Origin of the sequence: Spinactinospora alkalitolerans (assembly GCF_013408795.1) — a bacterium.
GTDB classification, from domain to species: domain Bacteria; phylum Actinomycetota; class Actinomycetes; order Streptosporangiales; family Streptosporangiaceae; genus Spinactinospora; species Spinactinospora alkalitolerans.
Map to the genome: position 1 here is coordinate 2,099,718 of NZ_JACCCC010000001.1, position 18,374 is coordinate 2,118,091.

17 protein-coding genes are annotated in these 18,374 nt (G+C 72.7%); 9 read left to right on the forward strand and 8 right to left on the reverse strand.

All coding sequences use genetic code 11. From position 1 onward, the window contains the following. Positions 1 to 63: 63 nt before the first annotated feature. Positions 64 to 867: a DUF3159 domain-containing protein gene (locus HDA32_RS09320; RefSeq protein WP_179642810.1), complete on the forward strand. Its 804-nt coding sequence runs from the start codon at positions 64 to 66 to the stop codon at positions 865 to 867. 5 nt (positions 868 to 872) lie between these two features. On the opposite strand, the gene HDA32_RS09325 is transcribed toward HDA32_RS09320, so the two are convergent. Together HDA32_RS09325 and HDA32_RS09330 are read right to left on the reverse strand one after the other, a co-directional pair. Further along, the gene (locus HDA32_RS09325) at positions 873 to 1,544 is read right to left on the reverse strand and encodes a potassium channel family protein (protein ID WP_179642811.1); all 672 of its coding nucleotides are present in this window, start codon (positions 1,542 to 1,544) and stop codon (positions 873 to 875) included. Beyond that, the gene (locus tag HDA32_RS09330; protein WP_179642812.1) at positions 1,544 to 2,278 is read right to left on the reverse strand and encodes a potassium channel family protein; all 735 of its coding nucleotides are present in this window, start codon (positions 2,276 to 2,278) and stop codon (positions 1,544 to 1,546) included. The genes HDA32_RS09325 and HDA32_RS09330 overlap by 1 nt, the downstream gene beginning before the upstream one ends. Positions 2,279 to 2,563: 285 nt before the next feature. Between HDA32_RS09330 and HDA32_RS09335 the strand changes: the two genes are divergently transcribed. After that, positions 2,564 to 3,844 (forward strand): class I SAM-dependent RNA methyltransferase, encoded by a 1,281-nt coding sequence (locus HDA32_RS09335; RefSeq protein ID WP_179642813.1) that lies wholly within the window; start codon positions 2,564 to 2,566, stop codon positions 3,842 to 3,844. A 31-nt stretch (positions 3,845 to 3,875) separates the two neighbouring features. Here the strand turns inward: HDA32_RS09335 and HDA32_RS09340 are convergent, their stop codons facing one another. Then, positions 3,876 to 4,244 carry a hypothetical protein gene (locus HDA32_RS09340; protein WP_179642814.1) on the reverse strand — a complete coding sequence of 123 codons (369 nt, stop codon included), beginning with the start codon at positions 4,242 to 4,244 and terminating at the stop codon, positions 3,876 to 3,878. Positions 4,245 to 4,432: 188 nt separating this feature from the next. Between HDA32_RS09340 and HDA32_RS09345 the strand changes: the two genes are divergently transcribed. Both HDA32_RS09345 and HDA32_RS09350 read left to right on the forward strand, forming a co-directional pair. Beyond that, positions 4,433 to 5,362 (forward strand): LLM class F420-dependent oxidoreductase, encoded by a 930-nt coding sequence (locus HDA32_RS09345; protein WP_179642815.1) that lies wholly within the window; start codon positions 4,433 to 4,435, stop codon positions 5,360 to 5,362. Between the two features lie 452 nt (positions 5,363 to 5,814). Further along, positions 5,815 to 8,652, forward strand: a complete 2,838-nt coding sequence (locus tag HDA32_RS09350; RefSeq protein ID WP_179642816.1) for an aconitate hydratase — start codon at positions 5,815 to 5,817, stop codon at positions 8,650 to 8,652. 341 nt (positions 8,653 to 8,993) lie between these two features. Here the strand turns inward: HDA32_RS09350 and HDA32_RS09355 are convergent, their stop codons facing one another. From HDA32_RS09355 to sigK, 3 genes are all read right to left on the reverse strand, one after another. Further along, positions 8,994 to 9,347: a cupin domain-containing protein gene (locus HDA32_RS09355; RefSeq protein WP_179642817.1), complete on the reverse strand. Its 354-nt coding sequence runs from the start codon at positions 9,345 to 9,347 to the stop codon at positions 8,994 to 8,996. 127 nt (positions 9,348 to 9,474) lie between these two features. Next, positions 9,475 to 10,236 carry an anti-sigma factor gene (locus HDA32_RS09360; protein WP_179642818.1) on the reverse strand — a complete coding sequence of 254 codons (762 nt, stop codon included), beginning with the start codon at positions 10,234 to 10,236 and terminating at the stop codon, positions 9,475 to 9,477. Further along, positions 10,233 to 10,817, reverse strand: coding sequence for an ECF RNA polymerase sigma factor SigK (gene sigK, locus HDA32_RS09365; RefSeq protein ID WP_312863103.1), 585 nt, complete (start codon positions 10,815 to 10,817; stop codon positions 10,233 to 10,235). Before sigK ends, HDA32_RS09360 begins: the two co-directional genes overlap by 4 nt. A 245-nt stretch (positions 10,818 to 11,062) precedes the next feature. Between sigK and HDA32_RS09370 the strand changes: the two genes are divergently transcribed. Both HDA32_RS09370 and HDA32_RS09375 read left to right on the forward strand, forming a co-directional pair. After that, positions 11,063 to 12,733: a molybdopterin-dependent oxidoreductase gene (locus HDA32_RS09370; protein ID WP_312863104.1), complete on the forward strand. Its 1,671-nt coding sequence runs from the start codon at positions 11,063 to 11,065 to the stop codon at positions 12,731 to 12,733. A gap of 134 nt (positions 12,734 to 12,867) precedes the next feature. Beyond that, the gene (locus HDA32_RS09375; protein ID WP_179642820.1) at positions 12,868 to 13,143 is read left to right on the forward strand and encodes a hypothetical protein; all 276 of its coding nucleotides are present in this window, start codon (positions 12,868 to 12,870) and stop codon (positions 13,141 to 13,143) included. Positions 13,144 to 13,568: 425 nt separating this feature from the next. Here HDA32_RS09375 and HDA32_RS09380 read toward each other — a convergent pair whose 3' ends face one another. Continuing rightward, positions 13,569 to 14,366: an SDR family oxidoreductase gene (locus tag HDA32_RS09380; RefSeq protein WP_246334277.1), complete on the reverse strand. Its 798-nt coding sequence runs from the start codon at positions 14,364 to 14,366 to the stop codon at positions 13,569 to 13,571. 102 nt (positions 14,367 to 14,468) lie between these two features. Then, positions 14,469 to 15,053, reverse strand: coding sequence for a nucleoside/nucleotide kinase family protein (locus HDA32_RS09385; protein ID WP_179642821.1), 585 nt, complete (start codon positions 15,051 to 15,053; stop codon positions 14,469 to 14,471). Positions 15,054 to 15,231: 178 nt separating this feature from the next. Here HDA32_RS09385 and HDA32_RS09390 point away from each other — a divergent pair, with 178 nt between their 5' ends. The 3 genes from HDA32_RS09390 to HDA32_RS09400 all read left to right on the forward strand — a co-directional run bounded on the left by HDA32_RS09390 (position 15,232) and on the right by HDA32_RS09400 (position 18,342). Continuing rightward, positions 15,232 to 15,633, forward strand: coding sequence for a hypothetical protein (locus HDA32_RS09390; protein WP_179642822.1), 402 nt, complete (start codon positions 15,232 to 15,234; stop codon positions 15,631 to 15,633). A gap of 125 nt (positions 15,634 to 15,758) precedes the next feature. Further along, on the forward strand, positions 15,759 to 16,925 hold the full coding sequence (locus tag HDA32_RS09395; protein WP_179646575.1) for an ROK family transcriptional regulator: 1,167 nt from the start codon (positions 15,759 to 15,761) through the stop codon (positions 16,923 to 16,925). 319 nt (positions 16,926 to 17,244) lie between these two features. Continuing rightward, on the forward strand, positions 17,245 to 18,342 hold the full coding sequence (locus HDA32_RS09400; protein ID WP_179646576.1) for an ABC transporter substrate-binding protein: 1,098 nt from the start codon (positions 17,245 to 17,247) through the stop codon (positions 18,340 to 18,342). The last annotated feature ends 32 nt before the right edge of the window (positions 18,343 to 18,374 follow it).

Consider the following 18,374-nt stretch of genomic DNA (forward strand, 5'->3'; position numbering starts at 1 on the left):
CGGCCGCGCGGCGTGGCAGCGCGCGCGGCGCACCGCCCGTCAGGATCTTCCGTCAGGAGCAGCATGACCGAGCAGCACCGGGCCGTCGAGACCGCCGAGGACGACGCCGCGGCCGTGCCGAAGGCGGAGCCGAGGTCGGAATCGGCGGCGTCGCCGGATCCGGGGCGCACGGGCGCCGACGAGCCGGCCGACGGGGAGGATCAGGTGGGCGGGGAGATCTCCAAGGACACCGTCGAGTCGGTCGTCCGCGCCCAGCTCTCCAAGGCCCTGGGCGGCAAGCGCGGCATGGCCGAGGCGGCGGTGCCGACCGTCGTCTTCACCGTCACCTACCTGCTCACGACCGAGCTCAGGCTCGCACTGGGCCTGGGGATCGGTGCGGCGGTGCTGCTCGGCGCGGTCCGGCTGGTGCAGCGCTCCTCGGTGCAGTTCGTCGTCAACAGCCTGCTCGGCATCGGCGTCGCGGCCGTCTTCGCGCTGCGCAGCGGCCAGGCGGAGGACGCGTTCCTGCCCGGCATCATCTACAACGCCGGCTACGCGGCCGTGCTCATCCTGACCATCCTGATCCGCTGGCCCGCCGTCGGCCTGCTGATCGGCGCGGTCACCGGCGACCCCACCGGATGGCGGGCCAATCCCGCCATCCTGAAGCTCAGCTCCCGGCTCACCTGGCTGCTCGTGCTGCCCTGCGTCGTCCGGGTGGTCGTGCAGTACCCCCTGTGGGCGGCCGGAACGGTCGGCTGGCTGGGTGCGGCCAAGATCCTGATGGGCTGGCCGCTGCAGGTGGCCGCGCTGGCCGCCATGGTGTGGCTGCTCGCCCGGGGCCGCACCCCCATCGAGACCGACCCCGACCCCGAGGGGGAGCGGCGCTGAAGGCGCTACCCCCGCGGCGCCAGCACGTCGCCGAGTTCCTCCGAGACCTCGGCGCTGCTGAGGAACACCAGGTCGTCGCCTGCCTCCAGCATCGTCTCGGCGTAGGGGGCGCGCACGTGCCCGTCGCGCACGACCGCGACGAGAACCGTGTCCTCGGGCAGCTCGGCCGACAGCTCCCGCACCGGCCGGCCCGCGTGCGGGGCGCCGTCGGGCAGCGTGAGCTCCAGCAGGTCGGTGTCGGGCAGCGCCATAAGGGCGACCGCGTCGCCGGCGTGGTTGACCCCGGCCATGTCGTCGACCAGCGCGGCCATCAGCCGCGGCGGCGACACCGCGACGTCGACGCCCCAGGATTCGGTGAACAGCCACTCGTTGCGGGGGTCGTTGATCCGCGCGACGACCCTGCCCACGCCGAACTCGGTCTTGGCCAGCAGCGAGACGACCAGGTTGACCTTGTCGTCTCCGCTGGCGGCGACCACCACGTCGAACTGGTCCAGCCGGGCGTCCTCCAGTGAGCTCAGCTCGCAGGCGTCGGCCAGCAGCCATTCGGCCCGTTCGACCTCGTCGACGCTGATGGCGCGGCTGTCGCGGTCGATCAGCAGCACCTCGTGGCCGTTGTCGAGCAGTTCGGCGGCGATGGACCGGCCGACGCCCCCGGCCCCCGCGATCGCGACCCGCATCACCGGTTCCCTCCTTCGCCCGCTCCGCCTCCGGCCGCACCGCCGACCGCGCCCCCGGACCCGCGCAGCCGCTCCTCGACGCGGCCGATGTCGGCGGCCTGGGCGAGCACGTGGACGACGTCGCCGGCCAGCAGCGGGGAGTCCCCCCGCGGCAGCACGATCTCCCCGGCGCGCGACAGGTAGGCCACGCGCAGCGGCAGCGCGGCCTCCAACTGCTCGACGCGCAGGTCCGCCCACGCCCCGTCCAGCACGGCCTCGGTCATGACCAGCGATCCCGACGGATCGTGCCACAGGGCGTCGGGAGCGGTCCCGTCCCCGCCGTTGCGGGCACCGCCGCCCGGGACCAGCCGGCGCAGGATCGTGTCGGCCGTCCAACGCACGGTTCCCACGGTGGGGATGCCCAGCCGCTGGTAGACCTGGGCGCGCCGGGGGTCGTAGATGCGGGCGACGACGTGGCGCACGCCGAAGGACTCCCTGGCCACCCGCGCGGCGATGATGTTGGAGTTGTCACCGCTGCTCACGGCGGCGAACGCGGTCGCGGACTCGATTCCGGCCCTGATGAGCACCTCGCGGTCGTGCCCCAGACCCGCGACGGCGCACTTGGCGCTGGACGAGCGCAGCCGGCGGAACGCCTCGGGCTCGCGGTCGATCACCGCGACCGTGTGCCCCATGTCCTCCAACGTGTGCGTGAGGGTGGACCCCACCCGCCCGCAGCCCAATATGACGATGTGCACTGGCTATCCGCTCCCGGGGCGCTCGACACGGGGCGACGGGGGCGCGGGCGCGCCGCGATCCCCGTCGGCGCCAACGAACCGACCGTATCGAACGGCGCGCCGAAACGCTCGCCCGCGGTGCCCGCCCGCCCGGATCGATCGGCCCGGTCTTCGGCCGGGCCACGGCGACGCACCGCCTCGACTAGAGTTGACGCAGATGAGCGGGTGCCTTTCCCCGGCCGTCCGCGCGGTCCCCGCCTGATCCCCGCTGCCCCGCCCGCCCCGTCGCCCGAGAGGTCGTTTTACATGAGTCGTGTCGGAACCCGCCTTGAGCTGCGCGTGGACGGCGTCGCGCACGGGGGGTGGTGCGTGGGGCGGCACGACGAGCAGGTCGTGTTCGTGCGGCACGCGCTGCCCGGTGAACGGGTGCGGGTGCTGGTCACCGAGGAGACCAAGCGGTTCCTGCGCGCCGACGCCGTGGAGGTGCTGGAGGCCTCGCCGGACCGGGTGGAGGCCCCGTGCCGCTTCGCCGGGCCCGGCAAGTGCGGCGGCTGCGACTGGCAGCACGCCTCGCTGCCCGCCCAGCGCGCCATCAAGGCCAGGGTGGTGACCGAGCAGCTCCGCCGCATCGCGGGCATCGAGCTGGACCGGGAGCTCGTCGTCGAGGAGCTGCCCGGTGCCCCCGACGGGCTCGGCTGGCGCACCCGGGTGCGCTACGCGGTCGACTCCGAGGGCAACGCCGGGCTGCGCCGGCACCGTTCGCACGAGCTGGAGCTCATCGACTCCTGCCCCATCGCCCACCCGGAGGTGGAGCGGCTCGGCGTCACCGACCTGGACTGGTCGGGCGTCTCCGAGGTCGAGGCGGTCTCCTCCGGCTCCACCGCCGACAGCGCCGTCATCGTCACCCCGCGCGGGGCCAGGCTCCCGGCGCTCCCGCAGCCCAAGGCGTCCTCGGCGCTGCTGCGCCGGTTCAAGGGCGGGCGCACCCAGCCCATCAAGGGCCGGCGCGGCGTCCGCGAGAACGCGGCGGGCCGCGAGTGGCGGGTCGGCGCCGGCGGGTTCTGGCAGGTGCACCCGGCCGCGGCCGACACGCTCACCGCGGCCGTGCTCGCGGCCCTCGAGCCCAAGCCGGGTGAGACGGCGCTCGACCTGTACTGCGGCGCAGGCCTGTTCGCCGGCGCGCTGGCCGAGGTCGTCGGGCCCGAGGGGCGGGTGATGGGCGTGGAGGGCCAGGCCGACGCGGTCCGCGACGCCCACCACAACCTGCGCGACGTGCCCCAGGCGCGGGTGGACCGCGGCGACGTCGCCTCGCGGCTGCGCGAGTGGTCCGACCTGCGCGCCGACGTCGCCGTCCTGGACCCGCCCCGGGCGGGAGCCGGCACCGCCGTCGTGCGGGCGCTGGGCGCGCTGCGGCCGCGCCGCGTCGCCTACGTCTCCTGCGATCCGGCCACCCTGGCCCGCGACATCGCGGCCTTCGCCGAGTCGGGCTACGAGCTGGCGGACCTCCGCGGGTTCGACGCCTTCCCGATGACCCACCACGTCGAGTGCCTGGCCGTGCTGGAGCGCGTCCAGCGGCGGCGCCGGTAGCACTGCCGCCGGCGCCGCCGTCAGCGACCCGTCAGGCCGGGTTCTGACCCGGTGTCTCCTCCTCCTGGGTCCCGCCGGGGGCCTCCTCCTGGGTCCCGCCGGGGACCTCCTCCTGCTGCTGGGTTCCGGCCGGGTTCTCGCTCGGCTCGCCGGCCGGGGCGGAGTCGACCTTCTCGTCGGCCCACAGCACCCACGTGTCGTTCTCGGCCATCGACGGGGCGCAGAAGCCGTCGGCGATCTGCTTGGCCTCGAACAGCTCCTTGGCCGCGGCCTCGCACTCCTCCTGGCTCTCGAACGGCCCCATGACGTCGACCGCGTGCGCGGGCGCCGCGGCGATGAACGCGCCTCCGGCGGCGGCCAGGGTCGCTACCGCGCCGATCGCCAGCTGTTTGATCCGCATGTTCGTCCTTTCCGCTGGACCATCCCAACGACGCGACCGTAGGCATGTGGCACCAATCGGACCAATGACCTGGCCGAACCGGGAGAGTTCGGGAGCAGTGCAGCTCATCGGGCATCCCGGACGCCCGTGCGCGGACGGGACGGATGTCCTTTCCGAGACGGGTGGGAGAAGCGGGGATAATGGGCCCCATGCGTTTGAGGATCTTCACCGAACCGCAGCAGGGCGCGAGCTACGACACCCTCCTCACGGTGGCAAGAGCCACCGAGGACCTCGGCTTCGACGCCTTCTTCCGCTCCGACCACTACCTGACGATGGGCGGCGACGGGCTCCCCGGCCCCACCGACGCCTGGATCACCCTCGCCGGGCTCGCCAGGGAGACCGGCCGGGTCCGGCTGGGCACGCTCATGACCGCGGCGACGTTCCGGCACCCGGGGCCGCTGGCGATCGGCGCCGCCCAGGTCGACCAGATGAGCGGGGGCCGGGTGGAGTTCGGCTTCGGCGCCGGCTGGTACGAGGACGAGCACTCCGCCTACGGCATCCCGTTCCCGGCCACGGCCCGCGAGCGCTTCGAGCGCTACGAGGAGCAGCTCGACGTCATCACGGGCCTGTGGGACACCCCGGCCGGAGAGACGTTCTCCTACACCGGGCGGCACTACCAGCTCTCCGACAGCCCGGCCCTGCCCAAGCCGGCGCAGGCGCCGCGTCCTCCGGTGCTCATCGGGGGCACCGGGCCCAAGCGGACGCCGCGCCTGGCGGCCCGGCACGCAGACGAGTACAACGTGCCGTTCAATTCGGTCGAGGACACCTCGGCGGCGTTCGAGCGCACGCGCGCCGCGGTCAAGGACTCCGGGCGGCAGGCGCCCATGGTCTACTCGGCGGCGCAGGTCCTGTGCTGCGGCCGCGACGACGCCGAGGTGGCCCGCCGCGCCGCAGCGATCGGCCGCGAGGTCGATGAGCTCAAGGCCAACGGCCTGGCCGGCAGCCCCGACGAGGTCGCCGACAAGATCGGCCGCTTCGCCGAGATCGGCGCGGAGCGGATGTACCTGCAGGTCCTGGACCTGTCCGACCTGGAGCACCTGGAGCTGGTCGCGTCCCGGGTGGCGCCGCAACTCGGCTAGTACGCGCACCGCGGCGGGGCCCGTCGCCGTCCGGTGCCTCCGGCCGCTCCCGTCCCGGCCGGAGGCACCGGACGGCCGCCCGCGGAATCCGGTGGAACCCTTCTCACCGCCCCTCATTACCCGCCAGTAGCTTGATATCGAGATATATGTTCGGTAGCTTGATGTCGAGATAAAGCGAGAACGAATCACTGAGCATGTGAGGTTGATCGCGCCCCGGTGGGGCAGTTGCCATGATGGTGCCGAGGCCGCCTGATCCGGCGATGGCGGGGCCGATCCGGGATCAGGGGCATCGTGGCCGGTGAACCGCTGCGTCCGGCGTGCGGCGAGTCGGAGGCGACCACGGCTATCGGGGACCGCTCTCGCAGAGCTCGTAAGGGCAGCCTCAGTGATTTCCCGGCGCGGCCCTAAGGCAGGATGCTGGGACAAAGTGGCGAGATCAGGAGGCAATCACCGTGTCCGCGAACAGCTTCGGCAGCCGTGACACGCTCCGCGTTGGCGACGAGTCGTATGAGATCTTCCGCTTGGACGCCGTCGAGGGCTCCAAGCGTCTTCCCTACAGCCTGAAGGTGCTGCTGGAGAACCTCCTGCGCACCGAGGACGGCGCGAACGTCACCGCCGAGCACATCCGGGCCCTGGGCGACTGGGACGCGACCGCCCAGCCCAGCCAGGAGATCCAGTTCACCCCCGCGCGGGTGATCATGCAGGACTTCACCGGCGTCCCGTGCGTGGTGGACCTCGCGACCATGCGCGAGGCCGTCAACGACCTGGGCGGCGACCCGGCCAAGATCAACCCGCTGGCTCCGGCCGAGCTGGTGATCGACCACTCCGTCATCGTCGACATCTTCGGCCGGCCCGACGCCTTCGAGCGCAACGTCGAGATCGAGTACGAGCGCAACCGCGAGCGCTACCAGTTCCTGCGCTGGGGCCAGACCGCGTTCGACGAGTTCAAGGTCGTCCCGCCCGGCACCGGCATCGTGCACCAGGCCAACATCGAGCACCTGGCGCGCGTCACCATGACCCGCAACGGCCAGGCCTACCCCGACACCTGCGTGGGCACCGACTCCCACACCACCATGCAGAACGGCCTGGGCATCCTGGGCTGGGGCGTCGGCGGCATCGAGGCCGAGGCGGCCATGCTGGGCCAGCCGATCTCCATGCTCATCCCGCGCGTCGTCGGCTTCAAGCTGACCGGTGAGCTCAAGCCCGGAACCACGGCCACCGACCTGGTGCTGACCATCACCGAGATGCTGCGCGAGCACGGCGTCGTCGGCAAGTTCGTCGAGTTCTACGGCGACGGCGTCGGGTCGGTGCCGCTGGCCAACCGCGCCACCATCGGCAACATGAGCCCGGAGTTCGGCTCCACCGCCGCGATCTTCCCGATCGACGACGAGACCATCCGCTACATGCGCCTGACCGGCCGCAGCGAGGACCAGACCCGTCTGGTCGAGGCCTACGCCAAGGAGCAGGGCCTCTGGCACGACCCGTCGGTCGAGCCGGTCTACTCCGAGTACATGGAGCTCGACCTCGCCGACGTGGTGCCCTCCATCGCCGGCCCCAAGCGCCCGCAGGACCGCATCGCCCTGGCCGAGGCCAAGCCGACCTGGCGCAGGAACGCGCGCGACTACGTGCACGACGACGGCCTCGGGAACCTCCTGGACAAGACGTCCGCTGACTCGTACCCGGCCTCCGACCCGCCCGGCTACATCCCCGCCAGCGCGACCAAGAGCGGGGAGGAGAAGGAGCCGGTTCCGAACGTGCCGCCCGGCCCGGACACGACAGGCGCCCCGGCCGGCCACACCACCACCGACCTGCTCAAGCGGCCGCACAATCCCGCCACGGTCACCCTGGCCGACGGCACCGTGACCGAGATCGACCACGGCGCCGTGGTGATCGCCGCGATCACCTCCTGCACCAACACCTCCAACCCCTCGGTCATGCTGGGCGCGGCCCTGCTGGCCAAGAAGGCGGTGGAGAAGGGACTGTCCCGCAAGCCGTGGGTCAAGACCTCGCTCGCCCCGGGCTCCAAGGTCGTCACCGACTACTACGAGCGCTCCGGACTCACCCCGTACCTGGACAAGCTCGGCTTCAACCTGGTCGGCTACGGCTGCACCACCTGCATCGGCAACTCCGGCCCGCTGCCGGAGGAGGTCTCCAAGGCCGTCAACGACCACGACCTCGCGGTCACCTCGGTGCTGTCCGGCAACCGCAACTTCGAGGGCCGGATCAACCCCGACGTCAAGATGAACTACCTGGCCTCGCCGCCGCTCGTGGTGGCCTACGCGCTGGCCGGCTCCATGGACGTCGACATCACCACCGAGCCGCTGGGCACGGGCACCGACGGCGAGCCGGTGTACCTGGCCGACGTCTGGCCCTCCGCCGAGGAGATCCAGGAGGTCATGGACTCCGCGATCGCCTCGGACATGTACGAGCAGGCCTACTCCGACGTGTTCGCCGGTGACGAGCGCTGGCGCTCGCTGCCCACGCCGACCGGCGACACCTTCGAATGGGACGGCGACTCCACCTACGTCCGCAAGCCCCCCTACTTCGAGGGCATGGCCGAGAACCCGGAGCCGGTCACCGACATCTCCGGCGCCCGCGTCCTGGCCAAGCTGGGCGACTCGGTCACCACCGACCACATCTCGCCGGCCGGCGCGATCAAGGTCGACACCCCGGCCGGGCAGTACCTCAAGGAGCACGGGGTCGAGCGCAGGAACTTCAACTCCTACGGTTCGCGGCGCGGCAACCACGAGGTGATGATCCGCGGCACCTTCGCCAACATCCGGCTGCGCAACCAGATCGCCCCGGGCACCGAAGGCGGCTACACCCGCGACTTCACTCAGGACGGCGCTCCGGTGAGCTTCATCTACGACGCCGCGCAGAACTACGCCGCGCAGGGCACCCCGCTGGTGGTGCTCGGCGGCAAGGAGTACGGCTCCGGCTCCTCGCGCGACTGGGCGGCCAAGGGCACCGCCCTGCTGGGCGTGCGCGCGGTCATCACCGAGTCCTACGAGCGCATCCACCGCTCCAACCTCATCGGCATGGGCGTGCTGCCGCTGCAGTTCCCCGAGGGGCGGTCGGCGGACTCCCTCGGCCTGACCGGCGAGGAGGCCTTCTCCATCACCGGCATCACCGAGCTCAACGAGGGCCGCGTCCCCGCCACGGTGAAGGTGAGCACCGACACCGGCGTGGAGTTCGACGCCGTGGTGCGCATCGACACCCCCGGTGAGGCCGACTACTACCGCAACGGCGGCATCCTGCAGTACGTGCTGCGCCAGCTGATCGCCGAGTAGCGAGGCCGCGGCGAAGGACCCCGCCCGGGCCCACCAGGTCCGCCGGGCGGCTCACAGGCGCCGCCGCACCCAACAGGTGCGGCGGCGCTTTTTCGATCGTCCCGTTCCGGTTGGTTGTTTCCTTATTGTTCGGTGCGCCGCATTATCCTTTTTTTGGGAATTGCTTCGGTCGCTCTTCCGGCGCCTTTTGTCTCTTTGGCTCCGCGGGAGTTCCCGCCCCTCTCGCCCGGCGTGGACACGTTCTCCGCGCTGGGGAGTTCCAGCGGTCATCGACAACGGAGCCGGGCCGCGCCGTCCGCCCCGCCCTCCTTTCCGCGCAGGGGCGTCCCGGACCGGGCCGCTCAGCCGATCTTGGCCACGGTGAGCAGCACCACCGAGTCCTCCAGCGCCTCCAGGCTGTGCCGGGCATTGGGCACAATGATCAGGTCGCCGGGCCTGCCCTCCCAGGAGGCGTCTCCGCGCTCCCAGGACGTCTCCTTCGCGTGCAGGCGCACCCGGCCCTGCAGCACGTACACGGTCGCCTCCCCGGGGTTCTCGTGTTCGTCGAGCACCCGTCCGGCGGTCAGCGGGATCAGCGTCTGGCGCAGCACGTGCTCGTGCCCGCCGTACACGGTCTTGGCGCCGCGGCCGCTCGAACTCCGCCGCGCGGCTTCGAGCTGCTGACGGGCGAGGGCGGTCAGCGACAACTTCTCCATGGGATGCACCTCTCGTCTGGTCCGGTCGGCCGGCCCGGCGGGGCCCGCCGCGGGGCGGCCGCCGCGTCACCGTGCTCCCGACCATTGTGATCCGGGCCCCGCCCGGAAGGCGCAGGGACCCGCCCCGTCACACCTCCACCTTCATCGGTTCCTTGCTGGGGTGCGGCATGCCCCCGGCCGGCTCCATCGTGATGCCGAGCTGCCGGGCCGAGCCCAGGTCGAAGGACATGCCGGTGAGCATGCCGTCGGCGGAGGGCTGCAGCATGCCGGCCGAGCGCATGTCCGCGCCGTCGACGACCCACATCTGGTAGCCCATGCCCTCCGGAGCCGGCGGCAGGCCCTTCACCACGATCATCACCGCGTCGTGCTCCTGGGAGGCGAAGACGGTGGCCCGAGCCTCGCTCTCGGTGACCGGCGACTCGGTCATGCTGGTGTCGGGGGCGGCGAGCAGGGCTTCGACCTCGGCCGTGTGCGCCCGCAGCTCGGTCATGCGCCGGTCCATCGACACGGTGGCGCCGGCCAACACCACCGCGATCAGCACCGACGCCGCCGCGATGAGCCAGGGCAGCCGCCGGTGCGGCCTGCGGCGCCCGGCCATGGCGGTGACGACGGACCCCGGCGCGCGATCGGGGGCGTCCTCGGCGACGCCGGGCGGAAGCCTGCGGACGTCGGGCACGCTCGCCCGCAGCCGCAGCCACACCCGTTCGTCCGGGGCCTCGGCGGCGCCGTAGGCCAGCCGCACCGTCGTCTCGCGGAACTCCTCCAGGTCACGTCGGCAGTCCTGGCACTCGCCCAGGTGCCGCTCCGCCCTTTCGCGCTCCTCGGGGGTCAGGGCGTGCACGGCGTAGCCGGCGGTCAGCCCGTGCGCCTCGTGGTCGGGCGTGCTCATGCGCCCACCCCCAGGCAGTCGCGCAGCCGGATCAGCCCGTCGCGCAGTCGGCCCTTCACCGTGGTCAGCGGGACCCCGAGCAGGTCGGCGGCCTCGCGCTGGGTGTAGCCCGTGTAGTAGGTCAGCCGGACGGTCTCGCGCTGCAGTTCGGTCAGGCGGCGCAGGCAGCGCCGCACCTTCTCCCGTTCCAGCCGGTGCTCCACCTGCTCGGGCACGTCGTCGGCCGGGGAGGCCACCGGGTCCAGCCGGCCGGCCTCCTCGGTGCGCGCGGTGGCGGCCTGCTCCGAGCGGACCCGGTCGACCGCCCGGCGGTGCGCCATGGTCAGCACCCAGGAACGCGCGCAGCCCATCGCCGGGTCGAACCGGGCGGCCAGCCGCCACACGTCCGTGAACACCTCCTGGGTCACCTCCTCCGATTGGGCCCTGTCCCGCAGCACCCGGCGCACCAGCCCGAACACCGGCCCGGACAGCTCGCGGTAGAACTCCTCGAACGCCGCCAGGTCGCCCAGGGCGATCGCGCGCAACCGGTCGGCGAGATCGGGCGGGCCCTCCGCCGCGGATCCGAAGGGCTGTCCGTGCACCGGACCCACCGGTATCGCCCGCTCCACCCGCGTCACCGTTCCTCGACTCGTGGCCGGGCACCGGGGTGCGCGGCACGCTGATCTCCACCATGGCATTCGGAACCGGGGCGGGGGAGGCGACGTCCACCGGACGGTGAATCCCGGCGGATCCCCGCCGATCCGGACGGACCCCGGCGAATCCAGCCGTTGCGATTCCGTTACCGAAATCGGGGTCGCCCCGCTTCGGACCGCTCCGAAGCAGGGGCGTGACCGACCATCTGGACGACCGATCCTCGCAGACGTCCCCGCCCCGGCTCGTCGACGCCCTGTGCGGCGTCCTCGCCGCCTGCGCGGCGCTGGCCGCGGCCGAGCTCGCCGCGCCCCTGATCGCGCCCGGGGCCGCTCCGCTGCTCGTCGTGGGCGGCGCCGTCATCGATCTGACGCCGCCGCCGCTCAAGGACTTCGCCGTCGAGGCGTTCGGCACGGCGGACAAGCCCGTCCTGCTCGGCGGCATGGCCGTGGTGCTCGCCGCCTTCGCGGCGCTGATCGGCGTCGCCGGGCGGCGCCGCCGGCGGCTCGGCGCGGTCGGCATCGCCCTGTTCGCGCTCATCGGCGCGGTGGCTGCGCTGAGCAGGCCGGACGGAACGGCCGTCGACGTGCTGCCCTCCGTCGCCGGCGGCCTGGTCGCGGCCGCCGTGCTGTGGCTGCTGCTGGAGGCGTCCCGGCCGCGCAGGGCCGGACCGGCACCGGAGGGCGGATCCGGAGGAGGCGGCGCACCGGACGGCGCGTCCGCGCCCGCAGCAGGGGACGCCGGAGCGGGCGCGGCGTCTCGGGCGGGCGGTGCGCCGGGCTTCGACCGGCGCCGGTTCGTGCTGCTGGCGGGCGCGACCGCGACGCTGTCGGCCGGCGCCGGGTTCGCCGGGCACCGGCTCTCGGTGACCCGCGTCGACACCACGGCGGTGCGCGCGGCGATCCGGCTGCCCCGTCCCGCCTCGCCCGCCCCGCCCCTGCCCGACGGCGTCGACCTGGAGATCGCCGGCCTGGCGCCGTTCTTCACCGCCAACGAGGGCTTCTACCGGATCGACACGGCGCTGTCGGTGCCGCGCATCGACGCCACCGCCTGGCGGCTGCGCGTCCACGGCCGGGGCGTGACCGAGCGCGAGTACGCCTACGACGACCTGCTCAACCGGTCGGACCTGATCGAGCGCGACATCACGCTGGCGTGCGTGTCCAACCCCGTGGGCGGCGAGTACATCGGCAACGCGCGCTGGATCGGGGTGCCGCTGGCCGCGCTGCTGCGCGAGGCGGGCGTGCGCGCCCCGGCCGAGGGCGGTGCGGCCGACCAGATCGTGTCGCGCTCCTCCGACGGCATGACGATCGGCACCCCGGTCGCCGACGTGCTCGACGGCAGGGACGCGATGCTCGCGCTCGGCATGAACGGGGTGCCGCTGCCGGTCGAGCACGGCTTCCCGGTGCGCATGGTCGTGCCGGGGCTCTACGGCTACGTCTCGGCCTGCAAATGGCTGGTGGAGATGGAGCTGACCACGTTCGGCGCCTTCGACGCCTACTGGGTGCCGCGCGGCTGGTCGGCGAAGGGGCCGATCAAGACCCAGTCGCGCATCGACACCCCGCGCGCGGGCGGCGGCGTCGGCCGGGGCAGGGTGACGGTGGCGGGCGTGGCCTGGGCCCAGCACGTCGGCGTCGACCGCGTCGAGGTGCGCGTGGACGACGAGCCGTGGCAGCAGGCGCGGCTGTCCGAGGAGGACACCGCCGACACCTGGCGGCAGTGGCTCATGGAATGGGAGGCGGCACCGGGCGAGCACACCCTGCAGGTCCGGGCCACCGACCGCTCGGGGCGCACCCAGACCGCGGCCGAGGCGCCCCCGGCCCCCGACGGCGCCACCGGCCTGCACACCGTCACCGTGACCGTCACCTGAGGAAGCCGTTCCGCCCGGGACGGAACGGCCGTCCCGGGCGGCCATGACCCCGTGCGGTGCGCCGCACGGCGGGCGGACGGCCGCGCCGTACGTCCGTAGCACAGAGAAACCAGACAACCGCAAGGAGTGAGGAAATGAGTTCCGAGAACCTGGCAGCCCTGCGCCGCGTCGCCGCCGTCGGCGGCATCGCCCTGATGACCGCGCTGCCCCTGGCGGCCTGCAACGACGCCGAGGGGCGGGGGAGCGAGGTCACCTCCGAGTCGGAGTCGCCCATGACCGAGGAGTCCCCGATGGGCGAGGAGTCCATGGAGGAGGAGCCCATGGACGATGAGGACGCCATGGAGGGTGAGGGGTCGATGGACGACGAGGAGTCCATGGCCGACGAGGAGATGATGGACGACGAGGGCTGAGCCGACGGCGCCCCGTCTTCTCGCCGATCTTGGCCTTGTCGGGGTTGTCGCAACGTTTTCAGGCCCCACAAGGTCAACGTGAGTTGTGACCTCGGCCATCGGGGGTCGAGGGGGAGAGGACCCACCCGCGCGCCGTCCCTCCTGGGGCGGGCCTTCACGACTCCCTGGGGTCGAGGTGGGGGCCCGCCCGCGCGGCTGCTCCGCCCCGGGGCCGAGGTTGAAACTCGAGGTCAAGGTCGGCGAGGGAGCTGCGGCTTGCGTGTCCGCTCGCGTCCCTGCCCGCCCTCCTCGCCGCTTTTCCCGTGCAGACCCCGTCACTCGGCAGCCGACGGGGCCGCACAGCAGACCGTGCCCCCGAGCAGGCCTCGGCCGTCCCGCTTCTGCGGACCTCGGTGGAGCCGGGCCCGAGCCTCCGGGGCGGAGCGCTACTGCAGACCCCCGTTGCTGTGCAGGAGCTGGCCGTTGACCCAGCCACCGGCCTGGGAGCACAGGAACGTGATCAGGTTCGCGCTGTCCTGAGGCACGCCGATCCGGCCCAGCGGGGTGAGGCCGACCATGTCGGCCTTGTGCTCCTCCGTCATCCACCCGGTGTCCGTCGGACCGGGGTTGACGGCGTTGGCGGTCACGCCCAGGTGGGCGAGCTCACGGGCCGCGGCCAGGGTGATCCGGTCCACCGCGCCCTTGCTCGCCCCGTAGGGCAGGTTCCCCGCGGTGTGGTCGCTGGTCAGGCTGACGATCCGGCCGCTGCCGTGCGCGCCGCGGAAGCGCAGCCCGTACTCCCTGATCAGCAGCCACGTCGCCCGGGCGTTGACCGCGAAATGCCGGTCGAAGCTGTCCACCGTGGTGTCCAGCAGGCCGGAGTCGACGGACTCGGCGTGGGCGAGCACCAGCGCGGTGACGCCGCCGAGGCCGCGCTCGACGGTGTCGAAGAGCTCGGCCGGTGCGGCGGGGTCGCTCAGGTCGGCCTCGACCGCGAGCGCCCTCGCCCCGAGCCCGCCCAGCCGCTTCCGCAGCGCGGAGGGCGCTTCGGGATCGGTTCCCCACTCCATCCGCGCGTCATAGGGGGTCCAGTAGGTGAACGCCACGTCCCACCCCGCCCGGCCCAGGTCCAGTACCACGGACGCGGCGATCCCCGCGGACCGGCCGGCCCCCGTGACCAGGGCCAGCGGGCGCCGCGCGTCGTCAGCGCCGCGTTCGGGCGCCATGTGCATCGCATCGCTCATGGTCTTCGATCCTGGCCGCTCGGCGCCCCGGTCCGCACCCCGTTTTCTCCGTGCCCCGACGGCCCCGGCCCCATCGGTCGGCGCGGCCGGCCGGCGGGCGGTTCACCACTCCGGGACCGGACGGCTGTTGTCGATGACGAGGTCGGCGCGTTCGCGGGGGCGGCTCTCCAGGTAGAAGGCCGTCTCCTGGGTGGCCCAGCGTTCGCGGTGCGGCGCGTAGGCCGCGGCGTCGAAGCGGGCCTCCAGGCGTTCGCGGCGCACCGGATCGGGGACGTCCACCCAGACCAGCGCCGACAGGTAGGGGCGCAGATCCCTCGCCCCCGCGCCGCACCCCTCGACCAGCAGGACCTCGTCGGCGAGGGTGCGGTGCCAGCCGGAGTAGCCGCCGCGCTCCCAGTCGTAGCGGCGCCAGCACGGGTCGCGCCCGTGCAGCAGCGGTTCGACCACCCACTCGCGCACCAGCGGGACGGCCGCGGCCAGCCCGTCCCACCCGGGGTAGACGTCGTCGAGGTGGAAGACCGAGCAGCCGAGCGGCACGGCCAGCGCATCGGCCAGCCGGGTCTTGCCCGAACCGGAGCGCCCCTCCAGGGCCACGATCCTGCAGCGCCCGGCCCGCGCGGGGCCTTGGCGCAGCAGCGCGGCGGAGTCGGCGGCCCAGGTACGCGAGTCGGTCGAGACGACGAGCACGGACCGCAGCCTACCCAACCTCTTCGCGGTCTCCTGGACATCGAACCCGTGTTCGAATATGCTCGGTTACCCGGTTACCCGGTTGCGGGGGAGCGGTCACGGGGGGTCACCAGGAGGACGGGTGCGGCGGGTGCGCCCGCGCGCGCCGTCAAGGATCGGTCCAGGAATCGGAGGAGCGGTGAACGGGGAGAATCGCCGGCGTCCCGGCGGTACGGCCACCAACCACACCACGGTGATCCACAACAGCGGCGACGGCAACCAGTTCGCCGTCGGTGACCACGCGAGCGCGCCGCGGGCGGTCGTTCACGGTCACCCGGCCGACACGGCCGCGCTGGTCAGGCAATTGTGGGACGCGCTGCCCGACCTCGGTCTGGACGAGGTCGACCAGGCCGACTACGTGCAGGCGGTCAGCCACATCGAGGAGGAGGCCAACCGGGACCGTCCCCGGCAGGGCAGGATCAGGCGCGCCCTGGAGACCGTCGCCGACCTGCTGAGCGACCGTCCCGTCGAGGCGGCCCAACTCGCCCTCGCCGCGGCCGGTACCCTGGCCCAGTTCTACGGTCTCGCCGCCGGAGGATGAGGCGGAGGGCGGCCCTTCCCCCGCGGGTTCCCACGCCATAGGCTCTTTACCGCCGTGCATTCAAGCCTTGTAGGCTCGTTTTCACCAGCATCGCTCGCACGCCGGTACATCGAGGAGGGCCCGTGGTGACGGACGCGGAGGTGACCCCCGGGTCACAGGCGGCGCTGCGCCAGGCCAACCGGCAGCGGGTCGTCGAGGCGCTGCGCGAGGGCGGCACGCTCACCCAGGCCGAGATCGCGCGCACCACCGGGCTGTCGGCGGCCAGCGTGTCCAACATCGTCCGCGACCTGCGCGGCGTGGGGACGGTCTCGGTGCGCGAGACCTCCTCCAACGGGCGGCGGGCCCGGGCGGTGACGCTGCTGCGCCCGCCCGGCGTCGTGGTCGCGATCGACTTCGCCTTCTCCCGCCTCAAGGTCGCGCTCGGCGACAGCCAGGGCCGCGTCCTGCTGGAGGAGGCGATCGCCTACGATGTCGCCGCCGACCCCGAGCGCGGCGTGCGGCGCGCGGTGTGGCTGGCGGAGACGCTGCTCACCCAGGCGAGGGTGGACCATTCCATGGTCACCTCCGTCGCGGCGGCCGTCCCGGGACCCATCGACCTCGCGACCGGCGAGGTCGGCGGGATCACCTGCATGCCGCGGTGGGCGGGGTTCCGCCCCGGCGCCGAACTCGCCGAGCGGCTGGGGCTGCCGGTGCGGGTGGACAACGACGCCAACCTGTGCGCGCTGGCCGAGGCCGCCGAGGGGGTGGCGCGCGGGCTGGACCACGTCGTCTACGTCAACCTCTCCGAGGGGGTGGGCGCCGGCGTCATCGTCTCGGGACGGCTGTTCCACGGCGCCGGCGGCACGGCGGGGGAGATCGGCCACATCGGGCTGGACGAGCGCGGACAGGTGTGCCGCTGCGGCAACCGCGGCTGCCTGGAGACCCTCGTGGGCGCCCCCTACCTGCTGAACATGCTCCCGCAGCAGGGCAACCTCGGCCATCCGGCCACGCTGGCCGACATGGTCGGCGCCGCGCACGGTGCCGACCCCGGCTGCCGCCGCATCGTCGCCGAGGCGGGATCGGCGCTGGGGCGCGGGATGGCGATCGTCGCCAACATGTTCAACCCGCAGATGGTCGTCGTCGGGGGCGAGCTCGCCGAGGCCGGGGAGCTCTTCCTGGAGCCGATGCGGCGCGCCATGGATCTGGGGACGCTGGGCAGCGCACTGCGCGATCTGCGGCTGGTCCAGGGGCGGCTCGGCTCGAGCGCGGCGCTGCGCGGGGCGCTGCGCTACGCCCTTGCCTCCACCGGGTGAAGTGAGAAGGTAAAAACTCTCCGCTGTCACAGAACCGTACATATCTGGCACCATGTGCCGCGACCTGTGCTTTTATTGAATTCAAGTCGTGAATGAACGGTCTGTGACGTTTCAGTTATGTGTTCAAGGCTTGACGGCAACGTTTCAAGGGGCTTGACTTCACGCACCGGTTCGCCGAGTGTCCCAACGCACGTCGCGGCGGGTGCGTCCGCATCCCCCAGCTCGGTGGGCCCTCAGGAGGAGGTCAGAGTCGTTGAAGTCATCGAACACCCCACACGCGTTCCTTTACCGCGCCGCGATCGGTGCCGCCGCCCTCGCGATGCTCGCGGCCACCGGATGCGGCGCGACCACGACCGGCGGGGAGGCCGCTGAGGGCGGCGACGCCTCGGTCGAGGAGGGGTTCGACATCGGGCTGCTGCTGCCCGAGTCCAAGACCGCGCGCTACGAGAAGTTCGACCGGCCCTACTTCGAAGAGGCCGTGGCCGAGCTGTGCGAGAAGTGCGAGGTCTCGTACCAGAACGCCGACCAGGACACGTCCAAGCAGCAGTCGCAGGCCGAGGCCATGCTGACCGAGGGCATCGACGTGATGGTGCTCGACGCCGTCGACGCCGAGGCCGCGGCCAGCGTCGTCCAGCAGGCCAAGAGCCAGGGCGTCCCCGTCGTCGCCTACGACCGGCTCGCCCAGGGCGGGGTGGACTACTACGTCTCCTTCGACAACCAGACCGTGGGCAGGACCCAGGGCACGGCCCTGATCGAGGCCCTCGAGGCCGAGGGCACCGCGGGCGAGGGCGAGATCGTCATGATCAACGGCTCGCCGACCGACCCCAACGCAGCCGACTTCAAGGCCGGCGCGCACGAGGTCCTCGACGGCCAGGTCGAGATCGGCGCCGAGTACGACACCGCCGACTGGTCGCCCGACAAGGCCCAGCAGCAGATGGAGCAGGCCATCACCTCCATCGGCGCCGACGACATCACCGGCGTCTACTCCGCCAACGACGGCATGGCCGCCGGCATCATCGCCGCGCTCAAGAGCGCCGGCGTCGAGGACCTGCCCCCGGTCACCGGCCAGGACGCCGAGCTCGCCGGCATCCAGCGCATCATCTCCGGCGACCAGTACATGACCGTCTACAAGGCCATCAGGCCCGAAGCCGAGGTCGCCGCCGCGATGGCGGTCGCAGCGGCCACCGGCGAGGAGTACGAGGGCGGCGGCGAGCACATGCTGACCGAGGTCGAGGACGCCGACGGCAACACCGTCCCGGCGGTCCTGCTGGAGCCGGTCGCGGTGACCGAGGACAACGTCGAGGACACCGTGATCTCCGACGGCTTCTACAGCATCGAGGAGATCTGCACCGACGCCTACGCCGACACCGAGCTGTGCGAGCAGGCCGACGGCGGGGACGAGGACGAGGACAAGTAGCCCCCCGCGAAGAGGAACCGAGGGCGCCGGAC

Bases quoted from the DNA above. Each gene is read 5' to 3' on its own strand.
- HDA32_RS09345 (WP_179642815.1), top strand. From the start codon at position 4,433: ATGCGTTTGAGGATCTTCACCGAACCGCAGCAGGGCGCGAGCTACGAC.
- HDA32_RS09380 (WP_246334277.1), bottom strand. From the start codon at position 14,366: ATGAGCGATGCGATGCACATGGCGCCCGAACGCGGCGCTGACGACGCG.
- HDA32_RS09355 (WP_179642817.1), bottom strand. From the start codon at position 9,347: ATGGAGAAGTTGTCGCTGACCGCCCTCGCCCGTCAGCAGCTCGAAGCC.
- HDA32_RS09375 (WP_179642820.1), top strand. From the start codon at position 12,868: ATGAGTTCCGAGAACCTGGCAGCCCTGCGCCGCGTCGCCGCCGTCGGC.
- HDA32_RS09320 (WP_179642810.1), top strand. From the start codon at position 64: ATGACCGAGCAGCACCGGGCCGTCGAGACCGCCGAGGACGACGCCGCG.
- HDA32_RS09325 (WP_179642811.1), bottom strand. From the start codon at position 1,544: ATGCGGGTCGCGATCGCGGGGGCCGGGGGCGTCGGCCGGTCCATCGCC.
- HDA32_RS09400 (WP_179646576.1), top strand. From the start codon at position 17,245: ATGCTCGCGGCCACCGGATGCGGCGCGACCACGACCGGCGGGGAGGCC.
- HDA32_RS09340 (WP_179642814.1), bottom strand. From the start codon at position 4,244: ATGCGGATCAAACAGCTGGCGATCGGCGCGGTAGCGACCCTGGCCGCC.
- HDA32_RS09335 (WP_179642813.1), top strand. From the start codon at position 2,564: ATGAGTCGTGTCGGAACCCGCCTTGAGCTGCGCGTGGACGGCGTCGCG.
- HDA32_RS09360 (WP_179642818.1), bottom strand. From the start codon at position 10,236: ATGAGCACGCCCGACCACGAGGCGCACGGGCTGACCGCCGGCTACGCC.